Source organism: Phnomibacter sp. (genome assembly GCF_036803085.1).
Taxonomy (GTDB): domain Bacteria; phylum Bacteroidota; class Bacteroidia; order Chitinophagales; family Chitinophagaceae; genus Phnomibacter.
Genome location: NZ_DAIRUZ010000004.1, coordinates 262658 through 282457, shown reverse-complemented (window position 1 = coordinate 282457; position 19800 = coordinate 262658). Strand labels below are relative to the sequence as shown.

The following is a 19800-nucleotide window of genomic DNA, read 5'->3' as shown; positions in this document are numbered from 1 at the left end:
AATATTCAACAACGTCAAAGCATCTTGCAAATGGATTGATGAATTGTTGAGGTTGGCAGTGAATTGTTGAACAATACTGCACTACACAGCAGCTTATTGACTGTCTTTAATGAGGTGTGTCATAAAGGCAATCATGCGGCGGTATTCGCTAACGGGTAGGCGTTCATCAATGCCATGATATCCTTCTAAAAAAGTTGTGGCAGAAAAATTCATGACTTCAGAAGAGATGGGCCGGAAGTAACGGCTATCGGTAGCACCAATCACCAAATAGGGTGCTGGTACAGGATTGTCGATTACTTTTTTGAGCGAACCCGTTACTGCTTTGTACGCCACACCATTGGTATTGGTTTTGCCGCTGGGTGCCCACCAGTTTTCATCGTAGCTACTTATCTGCACCCGATCATCGTTGATGGTTTTGCGGATGTATTCTTTCACTGTTTCGGGTGTTTCACCAGGGATAATACGGCTGTTGACTACAGCAGTAGCCACTGTTGGAATCACATTGTCTTTTACACCGGCATCTACAATAGTTGGTACCAGTGTAGTACGAATCATGGCGCTTGTTTGGCGGTCTTTGCTCAGCTGACTGCTGAGTACCGAACCCAGCAACCATTGATTGGCCACCGCCATGCGGGTTGCAAACGAATTGCTGGCGGTAGCGGTAGCATGCAAAAATTCTTGCGTGGCTTCGGGCATGTTTACAGGCGTTGGTTTTTCGCGGAGCTTGGCCAATGCCTTGGCTAAAATATCGATGGCAGTTTCGGGAGCTGGCTGCGAAGAATGGCCGCCAGGAATTTCAACATATAACTTATAAGAAGCATAGCCTTTTTCCTGAATACCAATCACACCTAAAGGTTGACTGGCAATCTTTTCATCTACCTTAATCATGCCGCCTTCATCGAGTACAAAATGCGCTTTGATGTTTTGTGCTTTCATCCACGCAGCAATGTTGGAAGCACCACGGGTGCCGCCAATTTCTTCATCGTGACCAAAGCATAAATACAAACTACGTTTGGGCACAAAACCATTGCGCAGCAAGTTTTCAACTGATTCTAAAATGGCAATGACGGCGCCTTTGTCATCTACTGCACCACGGCCCCACACAGTATCGCCCACCAATGCGCCGCTGAAAGGTTTTTGCCGCCACATTTTTTCGGCCACGGCTTCTACCGGCACTACATCGTAGTGGCCCATGAGTACAATGGGTGGCAATGTGCTGTCGCTGCCTTTCCAATGGTAGAGGTAAGAAAACTCGCCAAACGCCTGACGGCTCAGCTGGCTGCTGATGCGTGGATAGGCCGTTTGCAAAAACTGATTGAAACCCCGGAAAGCAGCGGTATCAATGGGTTTATCGAGCCCCCACGAAATGGTGGGCAGCTGCAACGCCTGTTGAAAATGCTGCACCGCACTATCGGGTAGGGCAGGCAGTGGCTCCGATTTGGATTGCGTGGCTGTGGGGAAACGAAGGGTATTCACTACCACTATAGCAGCCAATGCAAGTACCACAACGCCCAGTACCAATACTATTTTCTTCATATCTGTTTTGGTTAAGTAAAAACTACGGCAACAAGTTAAGTGCATACACCATACAAAAAAAGCCACTCTGGTGAGTGGCTTCTATCATCTGGTAAAATGATTACATGAGTTCTTTAATATCAGCAATGATGCGATGCGCAATGTTGTTGGCCTTGCTTTCCAAATCGCTTTCGCTGTAAATGCGAATGATGGGCTCGGTATTGCTGGTACGCAAATGCACCCAATCATTGTCGAATTCAATTTTCAAACCGTCTTCGGTATTGATGGGATGAGCTTTGTATTTGTCTTTTATCTTTTCGAAAATCTCCCGCACATTCAGTGTTGGGTCGAGTTCAATTTTGTTTTTGCTGATGAAATAATCGGGATAGGTTTTGCGCAAACCACTGATGGGCTTTTTGCTGTGCGCCAAATGGCTGAGGAAAAGCGCAATACCAATCAATGCATCCCGGCCATAGTGAAAATCGGGTACAATAATGCCACCGTTGCCTTCGCCACCAATCACCGCATTTTCGGCTTTCATTTTCTTCACCACATTTACTTCGCCCACCGCACTGGGAAAGTACTGGCCACCATGTTTCAGTGTCAATTCTTTCAAGGCCTTGGTGCTGCTCATGTTGCTCACCGTGTTGCCTTTGCGTTTGCTCAGGATGTAATCGGCCACCGCAACCAGCGTGTACTCTTCGCCAAACATGCTGCCATCTTCGCACACAAAACAAAGTCGGTCTACATCGGGGTCAACCACAATACCGAGGTCGGCTTTTTGTTTTACCACCGTGGTGCTGATTTCGTTGAGGTGTTCGGGCAAAGGCTCAGGGTTATGTGCAAATTGTCCGTTCACTTCTCCATTCAACACAACAATATCTTCTACACCCAGCGCTTTCAGCAAGGCTGGCACATACACAGCGCCACTGCTGTTGATGGCGTCTACCACCACTTTGAAACCACGGGCTTTAATCGCTTCCACATCTACCAAATCGTACGCAAGAATGGCATCAATATGCTTTTGTAAATATTCGTCGGTGCTGAGGGTGCTGCCCAACTTTGTAACAGGCACGAACTGAAATGATTCCTGTTCTGCAATGGCCAGCAAGGCTGCTCCATCGTCACCAGAAATAAACTCTCCTTTTTCGTTCAGTAGTTTCAACGCATTCCATTCTTTGGGGTTGTGGCTGGCAGTTAAAATGATGCCACCGGCAGCGCCTTCCATAGGCACTGCCATTTCTACAGTGGGCGTAGTGGTCAGTCCGAGATCAATTACATCAATACCCAGTGCGTTAAGGGTGTTTACCACCAGGCCATGCACCAAGGGTCCGCTAATGCGGCCATCTCTTCCAATCACTACTTTGTTACTGCTACCCTGCTGCAAGAGCCAGGTACCGTATGCTGCTGCAAACTTTACCACATCTACCGGCGACAAACCTTCGCCCGGTTTTCCTCCTATCGTTCCTCTGATTCCTGAAATCGACTTGATCAGTGCCATATGAATTAAATATGCGGCAAATATAAAACGGGGAGCATCACCTCCCCGTTTTACCTTGTGTGCAATCGATGAAGGACCTGTTATTGTCCTGTAAATAATCCATTAAACCCTAAGACAATACCAGTGGTGGGCTTTTTATTGAAGCCATCGTAGCCAGCCACCACATCTACCCGCAGGGTTTTAAAGATGTTTTCCAGTCCTACAAAAATTTCCATGTAATTGCGGCTGGCATCCACCAAAAAGGCGTTGCTACCGGTTACCAGATTCCAGTTGAGCCGGCGGAACAAGGGGATTTTATTGGTGAGCAAACCGTTTAGATGCCACTCCACATGAGCAGTGGCAAAAAATTTATCCCGTGTACTATTGGCGTAATAGGGGGCCAGTTGAAAGCTTCGGACAAATGGACTGGCCACAATGGTTTGGTTACCGTTGAAATGGCGCCAATCGGGCAGCTGCACATTGCTGTTGTTGATGAAACCGCCTACTTCAGCAAAGTATTTTACTGTACCGCCGAGCTTCATGTTGAGGTCGTCTTCCACACTCAGCAGCCATTTGCCAAAATCAACATCGGAGCCAAAGAGATTCTTCCACCCCTTGGTTAGAGTCAGGTTAAACACCGGTTGCTCACTCGGCACCACAAAACGACGTTTGGGGTATTCTACAAATTTTACACCCGGCTGCCAACGCAATGACACCGTGGTGAGCAATGCCTGATGCCTGTCGAAAAACCCTGCCGGCAGCTCTTCGGGATAGTTGCTGGTAAAGCGGCGGTCGCGGTATTGCTTCCACTTGTATGTAGTGTCTGTATTTTGCAAAGGCATCCGGTCTTCGTAGCTCATGCGGAGGGTTAACCGCATGCCGTTGTTCAAGGTTTTACTGCCAGCGATTTCTCCAAATGCTTTCTCATAAATCTTCATGTAATTGGCCGTGTACAAGAGTGTGGCTACACTGTTGTTAAGCCCTTGTATCGGTGACGATGGATTGAATTGATATACATTTTTACCACCAGCTACTGATACATTCCATCGCTTTTTGTATTGCTTGCCAATTTGCTTGGTAATGCTGGCACTGGCGTTGAAATGCTGATTGCCAAAACCATAGCGTAACCGTGCATTGATACTGTACGCACCGGTATCGCCCCACTTACGGAAAGAGGGCTCAATTTGATACGCCCACTGCTCCACCGTGTTGTATTGGATACCCAACGCTACTGCCGGAATGTCGAACACAGTTTTGTTTTTCCGGCTGATAAAACTTTGCCCCCGCAGCAGCAACTTGCCTACACCAAACTTGTTGCGTTCAGCATCGAGTGAGTCGAGGTATTTCGGGTCTTTCAACTTTTGCTCCAACGTGTCTTTGCGTAGATAATCTTGCCGCTCTTCTCCCGTGAGTGGTGTGGGGCGAATGCTGTCCCAAAACTGCACCGACTTTTTATTGGCAGCCGTGTCAATGCTTTTGATGACGCGGTTATCAAACACATGGCTGATATCTGTTTGCAAATCGTAATCGCTATACACGGCTACAAAACTGGCACCGGCCCTGATGCCGAAGATGCCGAACGTGGCATCAATCTCTGTGTTTTGTGGCATCCATACCTTGCCATTCACCGGAAAGAATTGTTGCCGAATAAGCAGGCTGTCCACTAGTTCAATTTGTGACTCTTTGTTGAGCCCCAAATTAACGCCGTGCAATCGCCAGCTACCATCCATAATTTCAATAAAACCGCCGGCAAACAAAGGTTCGTACTTGCGTTTGGGCATCACTTTTACCCGCAGTACTTCTTTACCATCTTCAAAATAAGAGCCCTCGTATTTGTAACGGTAAAAGTGTAATGCATTGTCGCTGATGGGCGACACAAACCCACGGTTGTTGAGTCCTTCAATCTGTATGTTGTTTTCATACAAATTCACTTCTACATCTTTCGGGCTATTGAAACCAAAGCCATTGCTGTTGCCACTCACTTTGGCAGATATCACTTCTTCTTTGTACTCCTTGGGCAGGCGGCGATAATATTGCGTCAATGATTCACTGAAATATACAATGCCTTTACCGGCGCTGTCTATCACGTCGCGGTTGGGTTTGAGCTTTACGCCCAAAATACTGTTGGGCATGGCATAGGTGCGAATCAAGCCTTTCATGTACACACGGGTTTGCCATTGCTTTACTTCATTCAAATAGTCTTTACGCTTTTTGATGGTATTGCGAATGATTTCATAGGCGGGATCTTCTGCATTGGCTTTTACCACTACATCGCCCAGTTCTGTTTGCTGAAAATTCAGCTGAAAGTCAAGCTCGTTATTCCCTGACTTAATGGTGATTTTTTTCTCCGACCGTTGATAGCCCACGTAAGCACAAACGATGCTGTATTCACCGGGTTTCAAGTCTAGTACATAGCGGCCTTCGGTATTGGCCACCGTGCCTTTGGTATTGCCTTTTACATACACAGAGGCATAGGGCAAAGGAGCACCAAACTGGTTGGTGATTTTACCTTGTAGTGTTGCTTGCGCCGAAACGGTGAAGCAAATACCAACGACAAACAGAACAACTAAAAAATAGCGGGTGGTTTTGGTGTGCAGCAAATTCATAGCTGGCAAATTAACGGCTGCACATGGCAAAGAATTGTGAAATACTTTAAGCGGTTTTTTTTCTGGTAAACGAACCTGTTAATGCTGCCAGGCCTCCTACCAAACCTCCCACTACGCCGGTAATGATGATGAGCAACATTTTATTGCCTTCCAGTGGCAACACTTCTGCCATACGCATGGCCATTACACCAGCATTGGCATTATCGATAACCGCTGCCAATACCCACCACAACAATGCGACACCCAAAAAGCCTGCCAAAAAACTGGCCCAGGGTTTGAGTGGCACAATGGCTGCTGCAATAAAAGCGGCTACAGCTACAGTCCACCAGGGCAATACATCGTTGAGTACATATACAACGTAGCCCAGCATAATCGTCAATATAAAAGTGGCAATGAATTTCATGAGTCGTGTTTTAGAACAATCAAGATTTGCTGAAGGTGATTTTCCATTTGGCCTTGGGCGACTGCTTGTCGTTGGCTGTCATCAACCAAAGTGCGTTGTATCCTCCTTTGGCCCACTGGTCTACAAACTGGTCGTAGTACTTGCTGCCGGGGTTGCCGCTCTGGCCGCCGGGATACACACCCCAGGCTTCGGTTTTATCGGTCATGTGTACAATCACCCGCCAGCTGGGGCCATGTGTTTCTTTGGTAGCGTTGATGATTTTAGCACCACCACCAATGGGCAAATGCATGCGGCTGAAGCCCGGCAAACCCGATAACAAATGACTGATACGAACATTTCTAAAAGCCGACCAGCTTAGGTCTTTGGCGGTTTTTAAATCTTCGGCTGTTTTATTCAACGCAGCGGTCAGCATTTGCGGTAGTGTTTCTATCGCAGGCGTATTGATGTTGTCGACAAATACAAACGCCGAATCTCTGATGATGCCTTCCAGCAAGGTATTGTCATGCGGAAAAGGAACGGGCAAACCGTCTTTCCGGGTAATGTTATCCGTCCAAACAGTATCTGCAAAATTGTTCCACCAGGTATAAAAAATGGTCATGCCTTTTTCACCGGCATCGGCCCGCATGTTCCAGCGACGGTAATCATCCAGCAACAATTTAGCCGCACTGCTCAGCTCGTTCTCCTGCACATTGTTCAGCAGCACCGTTCTGGCCATTTCAGCAAAAATGTTGTAGTTATCTGTTTGCATTTGCTTCATGCTATCCACCGTTACACCGGTTTTGGCAGACAACAAACGGTTGATGATAACACCACGGTACACATCATGCACACCACCGAGGTAGAAAGGATACGCAGAGTCTGCAGGCAATTGGTTGGCGCTGCTTACAAACCCACGGGGAGGATTTTTCATGTGCACATTGTCATCATCGGCAATGATGCCCTGCCAGCGGAAAGTAGAATCCCAACCTGGCATCACAAAATCGCCCTGGCCACGCCACTTGGCCGGAAACTTGGCTTGCTGCCACCACGCAATGGTGTCGGTTTTGCTGGCAAACACAAAGTTTTGTCCGGGGCATTTAAACAGCCGGATGGCTGCCAGATAATCTTCATAATTCTTGGCTCTGTTGAGGCCTTTGAAAGCACCGAGCTCCAAACTATTGTCGATGGCTTTCCAGCGGATGGCGTAGGCTTTACCATTTTTCAATTCGCTTTGGAATGTGCCATCATACATCACGGGGCCCCAAACGGTCAACGGAATTTTATCAATATAATCAGCCTTGCCACGAATGCGAATGGTTTCTGTTCTCCATTCCGTTTTTACCCATTCGCCGTTGTACAGGTATTCATTCATGCTGCTGTCGCGAAACTTCACTTCGTAAAAGTCCATCACATCCCGCATGGCGTTGGTTACACCCCAGGCAATGCTGTCGTTGAAACCAATCACTACGGAAGGTGCACCGGGAAAGCTTACACCATAGGTATTGTACTCCGGCGTTACCAGCTGAATTTCGAACCATAACGAAGGCAGATTTAAGCCAAGGTGCGGATCATTACACAAAATAGGGCGACCACTGGCAGTGCGGCTGCCACCTACTACCCAGTTGTTGCTGCCATTGTCGGGGTCTGGTTTATCTACTTCATACGCAATGCCCGTAGGTTCGGCCGTTTCCAAAGAATCAACATTGGCAGGCTTCACCGGCAGTGGCGTTTGCACATTGTACACCGTGCCTTTGGGAGAAATGGGATCCAGTGAATCGGCTTGTGCAGGAAAAGCTTTGCCAAACATTTCTTTACCCAAATGATCCCGCAGGTTGGTCATGGCAAAATCATCGAGGTCGCTGGCCAAATCGTAGCTCATGTATTTCAAAAACAACGCAGAATGAAAGGGCGTCCATTCTTCAGGCGCATAATCGAGCAGCTTGAATTCAATGGGATATTGCGCCGGCGATAATTGATGAATGTAATGATTGACACCAGCAGCATACGCTTCCATAGCGGCTTTGTCTTCGGGCACTTCATTCATGGCTTTCACCGAATTTTCGGCAGCCAGCATCATGCCCATTCTTCTAAACTTGCGGTCGTGTTTTTCGAGCACACTGTTGTCGCCCACTTTTTCGCCCAGCACTTCGCACAATCGGCCACCGGCAGCCAACACCTGAAACTGCATTTGCCACAACCGAAACTTGGCGTGTAAATAACCCTGTGCGAAATAGGCATCGGGATCGTTTTGGGCAAAAACATGCGGCACCAACCGATCATCGAGATACACTTCTACCGGTGCTTTTAAGTAAGGCGATTGAATGTCGAGGCTAAAGTCGGCATCGGCCGCTTCGGCATTTTGCCACAGGCCATGCGAAGGGCTCAGCATTTTGCCCAGTGGCGGTACGGTTCCCAGTTTGGAGTTTAGCGCTACCACCAGGCCGGTGGTGAGTATGGCACAAATGGTAAAGGGCAGTATCCTCATAGCAACCTTGGTTTGAAGGTGGTGAAAATAAGGACAAAACAGCCAACTTGATGGGCAGGCTGGCGGCTGTTCAAAACAACAATCCGATTGTCAATTATTTTTGCGGCATGAGTGACAATAGTGCGTATCAAAAGAACATTTTGGGCTTGCAATTGCCCACCGATCCACGCTGGGTAAACCTGGCTGAAATTTCGCTGGAAGAAATACTGACCGACCATGCCTATTGCGAACAAAAAGCCGCCATCAGTTGCATGAGCCTCATACAACGCTACAGCGATAAAGATGATTTGGTAGATGAACTCTCTCCCATCGTTACCGAAGAATGGGGGCACTTTCGATTGGTGCTGCACGAAATACGCAAACGGGGTTTGCAACTGGGCAAGCAGCGCAAAGATGATTATGTAAATGCCTTGCTGGCTTTTGAAAAAAAAGGCGGCAAAGAGGAAGACCGCCTGCTGGACAAACTACTCATTTGTGCACTGATAGAAGCCCGTAGCTGCGAACGTTTCAAACGCCTGAGCGAAGGATTGGATGATGAATACCTGAGCCAGTTTTACCGCCGGTTTATGGAAAGCGAAGCCGGCCACTACCGCACTTTCATCGATTTGGCCCGACAATACCTCCCCGAAGAAAAAGTATGGCAGCGCTGGGAAGAATGGTTGCAATACGAAGCCGATGTGATGTTGAGTTTGGATGTGAGGGGCGACAGAATGCACTAGGAGATGGTAGTTGGTGGTTGGTGGTTGGTAGGTGATAGAAAAATCCGTGAACATCCGTTTCATCCCAAAAAATCCGCGTCCCAAAAATCCATACATGCCCAGCTATCCCTATTAGCCCTGTTGAGGCAAATACTGCTTCATTTCTTCGTGGTATTCTTGTGCAATTTGCTGGGCGGCTATGGCAAAGTCTTCGCCGGATGATGCATAGATAACGGCCCGGCTGGCATTCACCAGCAATCCGCATTCGTTATGCATGCCATACTTCGATACATCCCGAAGACTACCTCCCTGTGCACCCACACCGGGCACCAGCAAAAACTGCTGCGGTACAATGCTGCGCAAGTGTTCAAATTCATGTGCCTGTGTGGCACCGGCTACAAACATCAGGTTGCCGGGTGTGCCCCAGGTGGACACTGTTTCCAATACTTTTTCAAACAGCAATTCACTGCGGTCGCCACTTATAACTGATGGCACCAACGGTAGTTCTTCTTTGTTAGGCGCCAACTTCAATCGTTGAAAGTTTTCGCTGCCTTTGTTGCTGGTGAGGCCCAGCACAATGGTCCACTTGCCATCGTATTCCAGAAATGGCCGCACACTGTCTTCGCCCATGTAAGGTGCCACAGTGATGGCATCCACATTCATGTGCTCAAAAAAAGCACGGGCATATTGGTGCGATGTATTGCCGATATCGCCCCGCTTGGCATCGGCAATGGTGAGGTGCGTGTTGGGGATGTAGGCAAAAGTTTCCTGCATAATTTCCCAACCACGGGCACCCATGGCTTCGTAAAAAGCGGTGTTGATTTTGTACGACACGCAATGCGCCAAGGTAGCATCAATGATGGCTTTGTTGAAGTCGAGTACCGCATTGGGCTTGCCTTTGAGGTGAGCAGGCAGTTTGGTATCGTCGGTATCGAGGCCCACACAGAGATAGGTTTGCTTCGTAAAAATTTGTTCTACCAATTGCTGTCTGGTCATGCGGAAAAAATTTCGGCAAATGTAAAGGGCTGCTTCGAAGGGTTGCTGCAGAAAATTAGCAGATCTGGGATTGAAAGATTCGCATTTACCCACAGATGAATGGTTTGGTAAAAAACAAAGCGAAGCACTGCTGCCTCGCTTTGAAATCTGAATTAGAAAGAACTAAAATTGATTGTTTACTCCACCATTTGTACCACGGCGGTTGGCGCCATGTTGGCATTGCGCATGGCAATGTTGCGTACTGCTTTGCTGGCAAATTCCATAAAGGCTTGTTTGCTGATGGGATCATCGCCCACCAGTGCCGGCACACCGGCATCGCCACCTTCGCGGATGCTTTGTACCAGCGGAATATGACCGAGGAAAGGCAGGTCGTATTCTTCGGCGAGGTTCTTGCCGCCTTCTTTGCCGAAAAGATAGTATTTGTTGTTGGGCAGTTCGGCAGGTGTAAACCAGGCCATGTTTTCTACCAAACCAATAATGGGCACTTTAATTTGCGCCTGACCAAACATGGCAATGCCTTTTTTGGCATCGGCCAGTGCTACCGCCTGTGGCGTGGTTACCACCACAACGCCGGTTACGGGTACGGTTTGTACCATGGTTAGGTGAATATCGCCGGTACCGGGAGGCATATCAATCACGAGGTAATCGAGTTCGCCCCACTCCACATCGGTGATGAATTGGCGGATGGCACTGCTGGCCATGGGGCCACGCCATACCACGGCATTCTTGTCATCTACCAGCAAACCAATGCTCATGAGTTTGATGCCGAATTTTTCCAGCGGGACAATTACCGCTTTACCATTGCCGGCATCTTTCATCATAGGGCGTTCGCCACGCACACCAAACATAATGGGTACAGAAGGACCGTAAATATCGGCATCCATGAGGCCCACTTTGGCACCACCGGCAGCCAGTGCCAGCGCCAGGTTGGCCGATACGGTGCTCTTACCCACGCCACCCTTGCCGCTTACTACAGCAATAATGTTTTTCACACCCGGCAGTTGGTTTTGGCCATCGCCACGGGCAGTGGTTGTGTTCGACGTGAAGTTTACTTTCACATTGGCTTCCTTATTTACCAGAAATTTTACCGCATTGGTACTGGCGGTAGCCATCATATCTTTCATGGGGCAGGCAGGCGTTGTGAGCACAATCGTAAACGATACGTTGTTGCCATCAATCACTATGTCTTTTACCATGTTCAACGTTACCAGATCTTTGCCCAAATCGGGCTCCTGCACGTTACTCAGCGCCTTTAAAATGTCCTGCTCCGTCATTCTCCAAGTTTTTGTTAAAGCAAAATTGATGGCGCAAATTTAAACCTGCACCGGTTTACTTTGTTGAAGAACCTTGTTACCAATTCAGGTATTTTCGCTTCATCCGGAATGAATACATGAAGAGATTTTTTACATATACGTTTGTTTGCCTGCTGGTGCTGAGTGCACCGGCCAAATTGTTTGCTCAGGAAGTTGAAGACAGTGTGGTGCAACTGTACGGTGTGGTAATGACCGCTGACAGCCTGCGTGGCCTCGACGGCGTAAGTGTTTCGGTAAAAGGCAAGGGCCGCGGTACCATTACCAACTATCAGGGTGTATTCAGCATTGCTGTATTGAAAGGCGATGTAATTGAGTTCAGCTTTATTGGTTTTAAATCGAAGCAGGTCAACATTCCGAAAAACCTGCAGGGTTCTGAGTACAGCATTATTCAACTGCTCACCAGCGATACCAATTATTTGCCCGGTACAGTTATTCGCCCAAGGCCTACCCGCCCCCAATTTGAACGTGATTTTGTAAATACCGACATACCGGCCGATGAATATGAAGTAGCCCGCCAAAACCTGGAAGAGCAAAAACGGGCAGCCCTAATGGCCAGCCTGCCCAATGATGGCCGCGAAGCCATCAACTACACGTTGCGGCAGCGGGCCAATGCCTCTTACTACACAGGGCAGCTACCACCGCAAAACATTTTCAACCCCTTTGCCTGGAGTCAGTTCATCAAAGCCTGGAAGCGGGGCGATTTTAAAAAGAAGAAATAACCGAGATTTAGTACAACATAGCCATGCAGCCAACTGCGTGGCTTTTTTTGTAAAAGCATTGCCTGCTTACAATCAACTTTTTGCCTGGATGTAATTGGTGACGCTTACCATAGCACTCCTAATGCCTAAATACTAATTCCTCAATCCTCATTCCCCCAAATCCAGTACCAGCCTTTTGCGTAGCATGTTCAACGCATAGGTAGCGGTGAGTTCAATATTGCGGCGTCGATCGAAGCGGAACTGCATCAGCTGCGTATCAACGCCGTTGGGGCCTGCCACAGCCATCCACACGGTGCCCACAGGTTTATCGGGCGTAGCGCCACCCGGTCCCATAATGCCACTCACAGCAATGGCGTAATCGGCTTCGGTATTTTGAAGTGCCCCCAATGCCATTTCTGTTACCACGGCTTCGCTTACAGCACCTTGTTGTTTCAAGGTATTGGGCTTCACTCCCAGCAATTGCTGCTTTAAGTAATAGCTGTAGCTCACAATGCTACCCGCATAATAATCGGAAGAACCGGCATGGCTGGTAATGAGGTGCGAAATGTATCCGCCAGTGCAACTTTCTGCCGTTACCAGCACTTTGGTATGTGCTTTCAGCAAGCGGGCACATACCAGTTCCAAAGGTTCGTCGCGGTCGGTTACCATGTATTCTTTTACCAACAATTGTAGTTGCGTAAACTGCTCATCAAGGGCTTTTTCCAACATCATTTTTTCTGGACCGGTGGCGGTAAGGCGAAGCCGCACCATACCATAATTGGGCAGGTAAGCCAGTTTAATATTGGCGGGTAGTTTCACTTCCCATGCTTCGATCAAATCGGCCAAAAAGCTTTCACCGATACCTGCCGTAAGCAAAGTGCGGTGCAAAACAGCGGGCAGTTGCATGTGCTGTGCCAACCGGGGCAACACATCGTTGGTCATCATGCCTTTCATTTCATGCGGTACACCAGGCATGCTCACAAATACAATGTCGTTTTGCTCAAACCACATGCCGGGTGCTGTGCCACGGGCATTTTGCAATACCGTACAGCTGGCCGGCACTTCTGCCTGCTTAATGTTGCGTTCGGTAAGAGGCCGGTTGAGCTTGGCAAAAATCGTTTGTATGTTTTGCAAAGCAGCTTCGTTCATTACCAACTCCGTACCGAAGTATTTGCAGAGCACAGGCTTGGTAATATCGTCGGCAGTGGGGCCAAGTCCGCCTGTAATGAGCACAATGGATGAAGAGGCAGCGGCTTTGTTCAATGCATCTATAATGTCGGCGGCATTGTCGCCCACACTAATGCGTTTTTTCACCAAAATGCCGGTTTCATTTAATTGTTGTGCCATCCAGGCACTATTGGTATCTACCACCTGGCCTATGAGCAGCTCATCGCCAATGGTAATAATGGTGGCAAAAACAGTAGTCATGTGTATGAAATAAATCTTGAAAAAGAAAGGGTGGGCAAGATAGCTCATTTGGCTGCTTCCAAACTGTTTCGTTAAGGGCAAATGAATGAATGCAAAAAGGCCAGCACACTGTAAAATGTGCTGGCCTTTTCTGAAGCTAAACCCTAAGATGTCTTAAGCATTGGACCCCTAAGTTTCTGAAACAAACTCCTAAAAAAATGGTTAGTAAGCCATTCAAATTGAACTGTGTTTTTGTTAAATACTGTTGCTTTTACTATGTGACGGCAGATTGTATTTCGGTAAGCCTTTGGTGTAAGGGAATGCGTCCAGCCCGCATATCCAATACTCAATCATTGATGACTTGTAGAAAACGGCTATTATGTGTTTTCACCCCTTTTGCAGCCGTTGCCTGCAAGTCATGTTTTGTAGAAAAAACTTTCAGTAATAATCAAAGAACTCAGTTGCTTTTTGTTACACAAAGATGGCAGCTTTAGGCGGGCTGCAACATAGAACGGGATGTGGAATAATTGTCGTAGAAAATTGACAGATTGCCTGTTTGTAGTATATACAAAGTAGTGCCACCCGAGGCTTAGTATGGAATAAAAAAACCCGGCCGAAGCCGGGCTAACCCAAAATATCTCACGTATGAAAATAAGTTAGTAAGTACAACAAAAAGAAGGTAGAAAATGGATTCGGTTTCTTGGCGGTTAGTCCGAGTGCTGAAGTTTTTATAACCGGCTGTTTGTATCCAGCATACAACCAGCCAGGCTACTTGTCGCATCATCATCATTATCTCGAGTGTCCTAAAAATTCAGATCAAAAGAATTTCACGTTCATGAGCACAGTAAAAACTGCAGCCATCCGTTTTTCTACCTTCAAAGAACATTTTCTTTTACCATATAAAGATCTACAACACAATACTGCAGAAAAATAGAACCAACATGGCAAATATTGTAGCAACGGTTGATGCAGATATGTAGTAGAAACTCGTACAGTTGTATAGTAAAGGGGGATATAAAAAAAGGAGCCCTCCTGAGAACAGGAGGGCATGTTTAATACCCTTAAACCCTTGGAAAGAAAATCTTTATAACGATGTATGCACTTTCGAAAACTGCATCCAGCCTTGTTACAGCTTCCGGAAGTGCCATACAATTATGACTTGGTGTCGAAAAAGAACTTGTCAATCAGTGCGGTTGTTTTCCTCTCCGTAGACCATACAAAGATGAGCAGGTTGCAGGCCCCCCGAAATAGAACCAGCAAGGGAAATGATGTAGTAAGGATGAACAGTAGTATGTAGTAGTAATCATTACCAACGAAATGGATAAATGCCTTAAAAAAAGGAGCCCTCCTGAGAACAGGAGGGCGTGTTTAATACCCTTAAACCCTTGGAAAGAAAATCTTTATAACGATGCAGGCAAGAAGCACTGCGGTTAAGTTTTTGTTTGGTTTTCACCCGTCAATGAGTGGAGTTTGTTTCCCGCTGAAAACAATACAAAGAGAACACTTTCTGGTTCCGCCGGAAATAGAACAACCACAAAATGATGTGTCGTTATTGAACAGCATTGCCTTGTAGATTTTTTACTACAAGCAGCCTCACTCAATCCATTGTACTGGAAAGAAAAATCCCCCTGCGAACAGGGGGAAGATTATAATACCCTAAACCCTAGAAAAAAATCCGAATTACAGGAAACAAACAAGTAACAAAAGTTAGCTTTTACTCATTTGCTTCTATACAAAGTGACGTGAATGACAAGTAGAGAGCAATAGCAATTCAAACGAAATAAACGTAGCAGCAGCACAAGCTGGCATTGTAGTAACGGAGCTACATAGTGGCAAAGCTCCAACTGTGGTTTACATATATAAAAAAAGCGAAACCCTTGTGAGGCTTCGCTTGTAGCTTATAATGACCGACCAATCAGATCAATTTGTTTTCCACTGCGTACAATGTAAGATCGGCGTTCGTTTTCATATTCATTTTTACCAAAATACGGGACCGATAAGTACTGATGGTAGTAACCCCCAGATTCATGGTTTGTGCAATGTCGGACACAGCCTTACCCATGGCCAGCAATTTAAATACTTCATATTCTCTATCGCTCAGGTATTCGTGCAATGGTTTATCGGCTTCGGTATCAAACACCGATGCCAGCTTTTCTGCCAGCAATGGCGTAATGTATTTTTTTCCCAGCAACACAGTACGAATGGCTTTTACTAATTCATCCGGGGCACTGTCTTTAGTAAGATAGCCAGATGCTCCTGCTTTTAATGCCCGTATGCCGTATTGATCTGCCGGATATACACTGAGCACTACCACAGGCAGCTTGGGATACATTTGCCGAATTTGCGTCAGCGCATCCAACCCGCTACGGCCGGGCATTGATATATCTGTAAGTACCACATCCCACTCGTCTTTCATTACATGTTTAATCAAATCTTCGGCATCGCCTACTTCTTCTACATGTGCAGACGGATATTCTTCCTTCAATATTTCCTTAATTCCACGACGCACAATGTTGTGGTCGTCGGCAATGATGATTCTTAACATGTAAAAAAAATTAGGGCAAGCTTATTAAAAGAAGTTTGAGTTAATTACCAGCACATTTTACGACATTCTACTAACACAAACAATGATCTTCGGTGTCAACACAAATTTAGTCCATTGATGGTACCCGAAGATTCGCAGTCCACTACACTTTATAAGATTTCGACATTTTATACAACGGCACCGCTCCTGTCAAGTTTCACTGCACATTTGTAGGCTAAGTACGCTAAACCTCTCTTTTCTTTATGAAGAAAATACCTACTACTATAATACCAACACTTGCATGCCTGCTGATGGTGCTGCAAATGCAGGCACAATCAACCGCTCTTACCGCACAACTGCAACAGGCATACAACCGCTTTACCAAAAGTGATAATATGCAATATGCATTGGTTGGTTTTACAGTAACCAATGCCGAGGGCAAAACGATTTTTTCCAACCTGGGCAATGCCGGCCTGGCACCTGCCAGCTGTCAAAAAATTGTAACGGCAGCAGCAGCATTTGACCAGCTGGGTAGCAATTTTAGGTACAGCACCAATGTAAGCCTGAGTGGCAGCGCCAATGGCAATATTTGGAAAGGCGATTTACTGGTGCAAGGCAGCGGCGATCCCACCCTCGCCAGCTGGCGCTACAAATCGGTACCTGATACTGCTTTCTTTTTTCAAACCCTGCAAGCCCTTCAGCAAAAAGGCATTCAACGCATCAGCGGCCACATCATTGGCAGCAACATGCAATTCAGCACACAACCCATTCCCGGTGGCTGGATTTATGATGACATTGGTAACTACTATGGCGCCGGCAGCTGGGCCCTCAACTATCACGAAAACCAGTTTGATGCCAGCTTTAGCGCCACCGGCAATGTGGGCGACCGCCTGCCGCTGAAACGCACCGCACCCGCCAGTGGCTACGACGAAATTGACAGTTATGTAACCCTCAGCCAGCCCGGCACCGGCGACAACAGCATTATCTACGCATCGCCCTACAGCCCCAAAGCCTACATCAGCGGAACCTTGGGCAAAACCAACCAAACCTTCACCATCAGCGGGGCCATCAGCGATGGCGAAACGGCACTATTGCAAGCCTTGGCCGATTACCTGCAGCGCAATGGCATTCAAATAGACGGCGATGTGCGGCCCGCAAGATTGTATGCCGCCAAGCAATGGAAAATACCTGCGGCAACGCAGACACTCACCAGCTTTCAATCGGTGGGGCTCGATAGCATTGCGTATTGGTTTTTGCAAAAAAGCATCAACTTGTATGGCGAAGCATTGCTGAAAACCTTGGCCGTAAATGCCGGCAAACCTGGCGATACCGATGCCGGCGCCGAATGGATCCGCAACTTTTGGGCAGGCAAAGGCATCGACCGCAATGCCCTGCGGGTAAAAGATGGCAGTGGTCTCTCGCCACAAAACCGGGTAACTGCCAATTCACTGGTATCCGTGTTGCAATACGCTAAAAAGCAACCCTGGTTTGCGGCCTATTACGAAGGCTTCCCGCTCATTCACAACATCAAAATGAAGAGCGGCACCATTGGTGGCGCCAAAGGATACACAGGCTACATCAGCGATAAAAATGGCAAGGAATATTGTTTTGCCCTGCTGGTAAACAACTACAGCGGCAATGCAAACACCGTGGTACAACAAATGTGGCAATTGCTCGATGTAATTACACAATACAAATAACGCTTTCACCCTAAATTGCCACCCGAACATTGCTAACTCAGAACTATGGAAAATCAAGATTATAAAAACCACCGCCAAATGGTACCCGGCTACCACTATGTGTTGTCGCTCATCATTCTTTGCTGCATCGTTATTTCTTCTGTGGTGTTGGTAGAAAAATTACTCAATCCGCAGGAGCGAAATGTAGAAGCCATCTTTGCCTTTTTTGTATCGCTGGCGCTGGCGGGTTTGTTTTGGTTTGCCCGTGTGTTTGCCCTCAAGGCCCAAGACAGAGCCATTCGTGCCGAAGAAAATTTCCGTCATTATATCCTCACCGGTAAGCCTTTGCCTGCACAGCTTCGGCTGGGCCAGATCATTGCGTTGCGTTTTGCCAGCGATGCCGAGTTTCCGGCACTGGTGCAAAAAGCCGTAGCCGAAAAGCTCCGCAGCAACGATATCAAGAAAATGATTGTGAACTGGCGGGCCGATCATCATCGGGTGTAATTCAAATGCTGCCATGCCTGCGGCAAATGTTTTGCAATATCCATCGCCGTCATGGCTTCTGTGCCCATTGCTTTTGCAGCCGCATCACCAGCACTGCCATGCAGCCATACCGCCAGTATCGCCGCATCTTGCACGGCATAACCTTGCGCCAGTAAGCCCGTCATGAGTCCGGCCAATACATCGCCGCTGCCTGCTTTGGCCATGCCATGGTTGCCCGTGCTGTTGAAATACACATGCCCGTCGGGCAATACAATGCGGGTGTAAGCTCCTTTCAGCACAATGCACAAGCGATAATGTTTCGCCATGTGTATGGCTTTTTCTAAGCGCAACGCATGGTTGCCACTGTAGCCAAACAACCGGTCGAACTCACCCACATGCGGAGTGAGCACAATGGGAATGCGCAAAGCCGCCAGCTCCAAAATGGGCAACATATCTGCCAGCAACGACAAAGCAGTAGCATCTATCAGCAAAGGCACAGAGCTGTTTTCGAGCAGCCATGCCAGCAGTTGAATGTGTTCTTCATCGGCTACCCAACCTGATCCTACCCCAATGGCCTTGATGCGCCGTTGCAACTGAAAACTTTCATTGGCCAAAGCGCCTTTCGCTGCACAAATGGCTTCAGGATTTGTTTGTTGAATCAACGGCCAGGCACTGGCTTCGGTAGCCACGGTTATCAGGCCGGCACCGCTGCGCAAAGCTGCATGTGTAGCCATTACTGCAGCCCCCATCATAGCGGCACTGCCCGCACCCAGCAATGCATGGCCACGGGTACCCTTGTGGGTAAACCGATCGTATTGTATCGGTTGCAACACTTCCAAAGGATGCGTAACAAAACCGGCTTTGGGTGGCTGCTGCTGCACAAAACCCGGATGCAGCCCAATGTCCAGCACTTCCCATTCGCCCACATAGCCGGCATTTTCCGGCAGCATAAAGGCAAGCTTGATACATTGAAACGTAAAACAATAATCAGCTTCGATAACTGCTCCGCCATCGGTGAGTCCATCGCACCACAAACCCGAAGGCACATCTACCGCCACCACCGTATTGGGCAGGCTGTTGATATGTGCTACAATAGCGGCCATCCAGCCTGTGAGCAACCGGCTGAGTCCCGTGCCAAATAAGGCATCAATCAAAATAGCTTCTGCAGGAATGTTGGGAAACTGAAAGTTGGTTTCATCAATCTGAAGAACAGTACCACCCAAATCCAGCCAGCGCTGGTAATTCAAGGCGCAATCATGCGACAGCGGATGCACCGATGGCATAATGACCTGCACATCAAAACCATGCTGGCGCAGCATGCGGGCAATGGCAAGCCCATCGCCACCATTGTTGCCCTTGCCGGCCAGCACATACACGGGCTGCTCCGGCGAAAACTGCGCTACAAATCGTTGGGTAAAAGTTTGCGAAGCCCTTTCCATCAAATCGATGGAGGCAATGGGTTCGTGTTGGATGCTAAAGGCATCCCATTGTTTGATTTCGTTGGCACTGTAAATGGGTATCATGCCGGGGTGCC

General features: G+C 47.7%; 14 protein-coding genes. 4 read left to right on the top strand and 10 right to left on the bottom strand.

Features of this window, described 5'->3' with window-relative positions; genetic code table 11:
* Positions 1-93: 93 nt before the first annotated feature.
* The 5 genes from V7Q13_RS10500 to V7Q13_RS10480 form a co-directional block, all read right to left on the bottom strand.
* Complete coding sequence (locus V7Q13_RS10500) at positions 94-1536, bottom strand: M20/M25/M40 family metallo-hydrolase (protein ID WP_333800637.1); 1443 nt, start codon at positions 1534-1536, stop codon at positions 94-96.
* A 100-nt stretch (positions 1537-1636) separates the two neighbouring features.
* Positions 1637-3016, bottom strand: a complete 1380-nt coding sequence (gene glmM / locus V7Q13_RS10495) for a phosphoglucosamine mutase (RefSeq protein ID WP_333800636.1) — start codon at positions 3014-3016, stop codon at positions 1637-1639.
* A gap of 80 nt (positions 3017-3096) precedes the next feature.
* Entirely contained in the window at positions 3097-5601 is a 2505-nt protein-coding gene (locus V7Q13_RS10490; protein WP_333800635.1) for a DUF5686 and carboxypeptidase regulatory-like domain-containing protein, read from the bottom strand.
* Positions 5602-5647: 46 nt separating this feature from the next.
* Positions 5648-6004, bottom strand: a complete 357-nt coding sequence (locus tag V7Q13_RS10485) for a hypothetical protein (protein ID WP_333800634.1) — start codon at positions 6002-6004, stop codon at positions 5648-5650.
* 19 nt (positions 6005-6023) lie between these two features.
* On the bottom strand, positions 6024-8468 hold the full coding sequence (locus V7Q13_RS10480) for a penicillin acylase family protein (protein ID WP_333800633.1): 2445 nt from the start codon (positions 8466-8468) through the stop codon (positions 6024-6026).
* Between the two features lie 107 nt (positions 8469-8575).
* On the opposite strand from V7Q13_RS10480, the gene V7Q13_RS10475 reads away from it, so the two are divergent.
* The gene (locus V7Q13_RS10475) at positions 8576-9187 is read left to right on the top strand and encodes a tRNA-(ms[2]io[6]A)-hydroxylase (RefSeq protein WP_333800632.1); all 612 of its coding nucleotides are present in this window, start codon (positions 8576-8578) and stop codon (positions 9185-9187) included.
* A 111-nt stretch (positions 9188-9298) separates the two neighbouring features.
* Here the strand turns inward: V7Q13_RS10475 and pyrF are convergent, their stop codons facing one another.
* Together pyrF and V7Q13_RS10465 are read right to left on the bottom strand one after the other, a co-directional pair.
* A complete protein-coding gene (gene pyrF / locus V7Q13_RS10470; protein WP_333800631.1) occupies positions 9299-10162 on the bottom strand; it encodes an orotidine-5'-phosphate decarboxylase in 864 nt (287 codons plus the stop codon).
* Positions 10163-10338: 176 nt separating this feature from the next.
* Complete coding sequence (locus V7Q13_RS10465; RefSeq protein ID WP_333800630.1) at positions 10339-11436, bottom strand: Mrp/NBP35 family ATP-binding protein; 1098 nt, start codon at positions 11434-11436, stop codon at positions 10339-10341.
* A gap of 116 nt (positions 11437-11552) precedes the next feature.
* Between V7Q13_RS10465 and V7Q13_RS10460 the strand changes: the two genes are divergently transcribed.
* Positions 11553-12194: a carboxypeptidase-like regulatory domain-containing protein gene (locus V7Q13_RS10460; RefSeq protein WP_333800629.1), complete on the top strand. Its 642-nt coding sequence runs from the start codon at positions 11553-11555 to the stop codon at positions 12192-12194.
* 147 nt (positions 12195-12341) lie between these two features.
* On the opposite strand, the gene V7Q13_RS10455 is transcribed toward V7Q13_RS10460, so the two are convergent.
* Together V7Q13_RS10455 and V7Q13_RS10450 are read right to left on the bottom strand one after the other, a co-directional pair.
* A complete protein-coding gene (locus V7Q13_RS10455) occupies positions 12342-13601 on the bottom strand; it encodes a competence/damage-inducible protein A (protein ID WP_333800628.1) in 1260 nt (419 codons plus the stop codon).
* Between the two features lie 1894 nt (positions 13602-15495).
* Positions 15496-16125 (bottom strand): response regulator transcription factor, encoded by a 630-nt coding sequence (locus tag V7Q13_RS10450; protein WP_333800627.1) that lies wholly within the window; start codon positions 16123-16125, stop codon positions 15496-15498.
* 242 nt (positions 16126-16367) lie between these two features.
* Between V7Q13_RS10450 and dacB the strand changes: the two genes are divergently transcribed.
* Entirely contained in the window at positions 16368-17804 is a 1437-nt protein-coding gene (gene dacB, locus V7Q13_RS10445) for a D-alanyl-D-alanine carboxypeptidase/D-alanyl-D-alanine endopeptidase (RefSeq protein ID WP_333800626.1), read from the top strand.
* Positions 17805-17849: 45 nt separating this feature from the next.
* Complete coding sequence (locus V7Q13_RS10440) at positions 17850-18287, top strand: DUF6526 family protein (protein WP_333800625.1); 438 nt, start codon at positions 17850-17852, stop codon at positions 18285-18287.
* Here the strand turns inward: V7Q13_RS10440 and V7Q13_RS10435 are convergent.
* Positions 18275-19789 (bottom strand): NAD(P)H-hydrate dehydratase, encoded by a 1515-nt coding sequence (locus tag V7Q13_RS10435; RefSeq protein ID WP_333800624.1) that lies wholly within the window; start codon positions 19787-19789, stop codon positions 18275-18277. The two genes, V7Q13_RS10440 and V7Q13_RS10435, sit on opposite strands and share 13 nt — an antisense overlap.
* Positions 19790-19800: the final 11 nt, after the last annotated feature.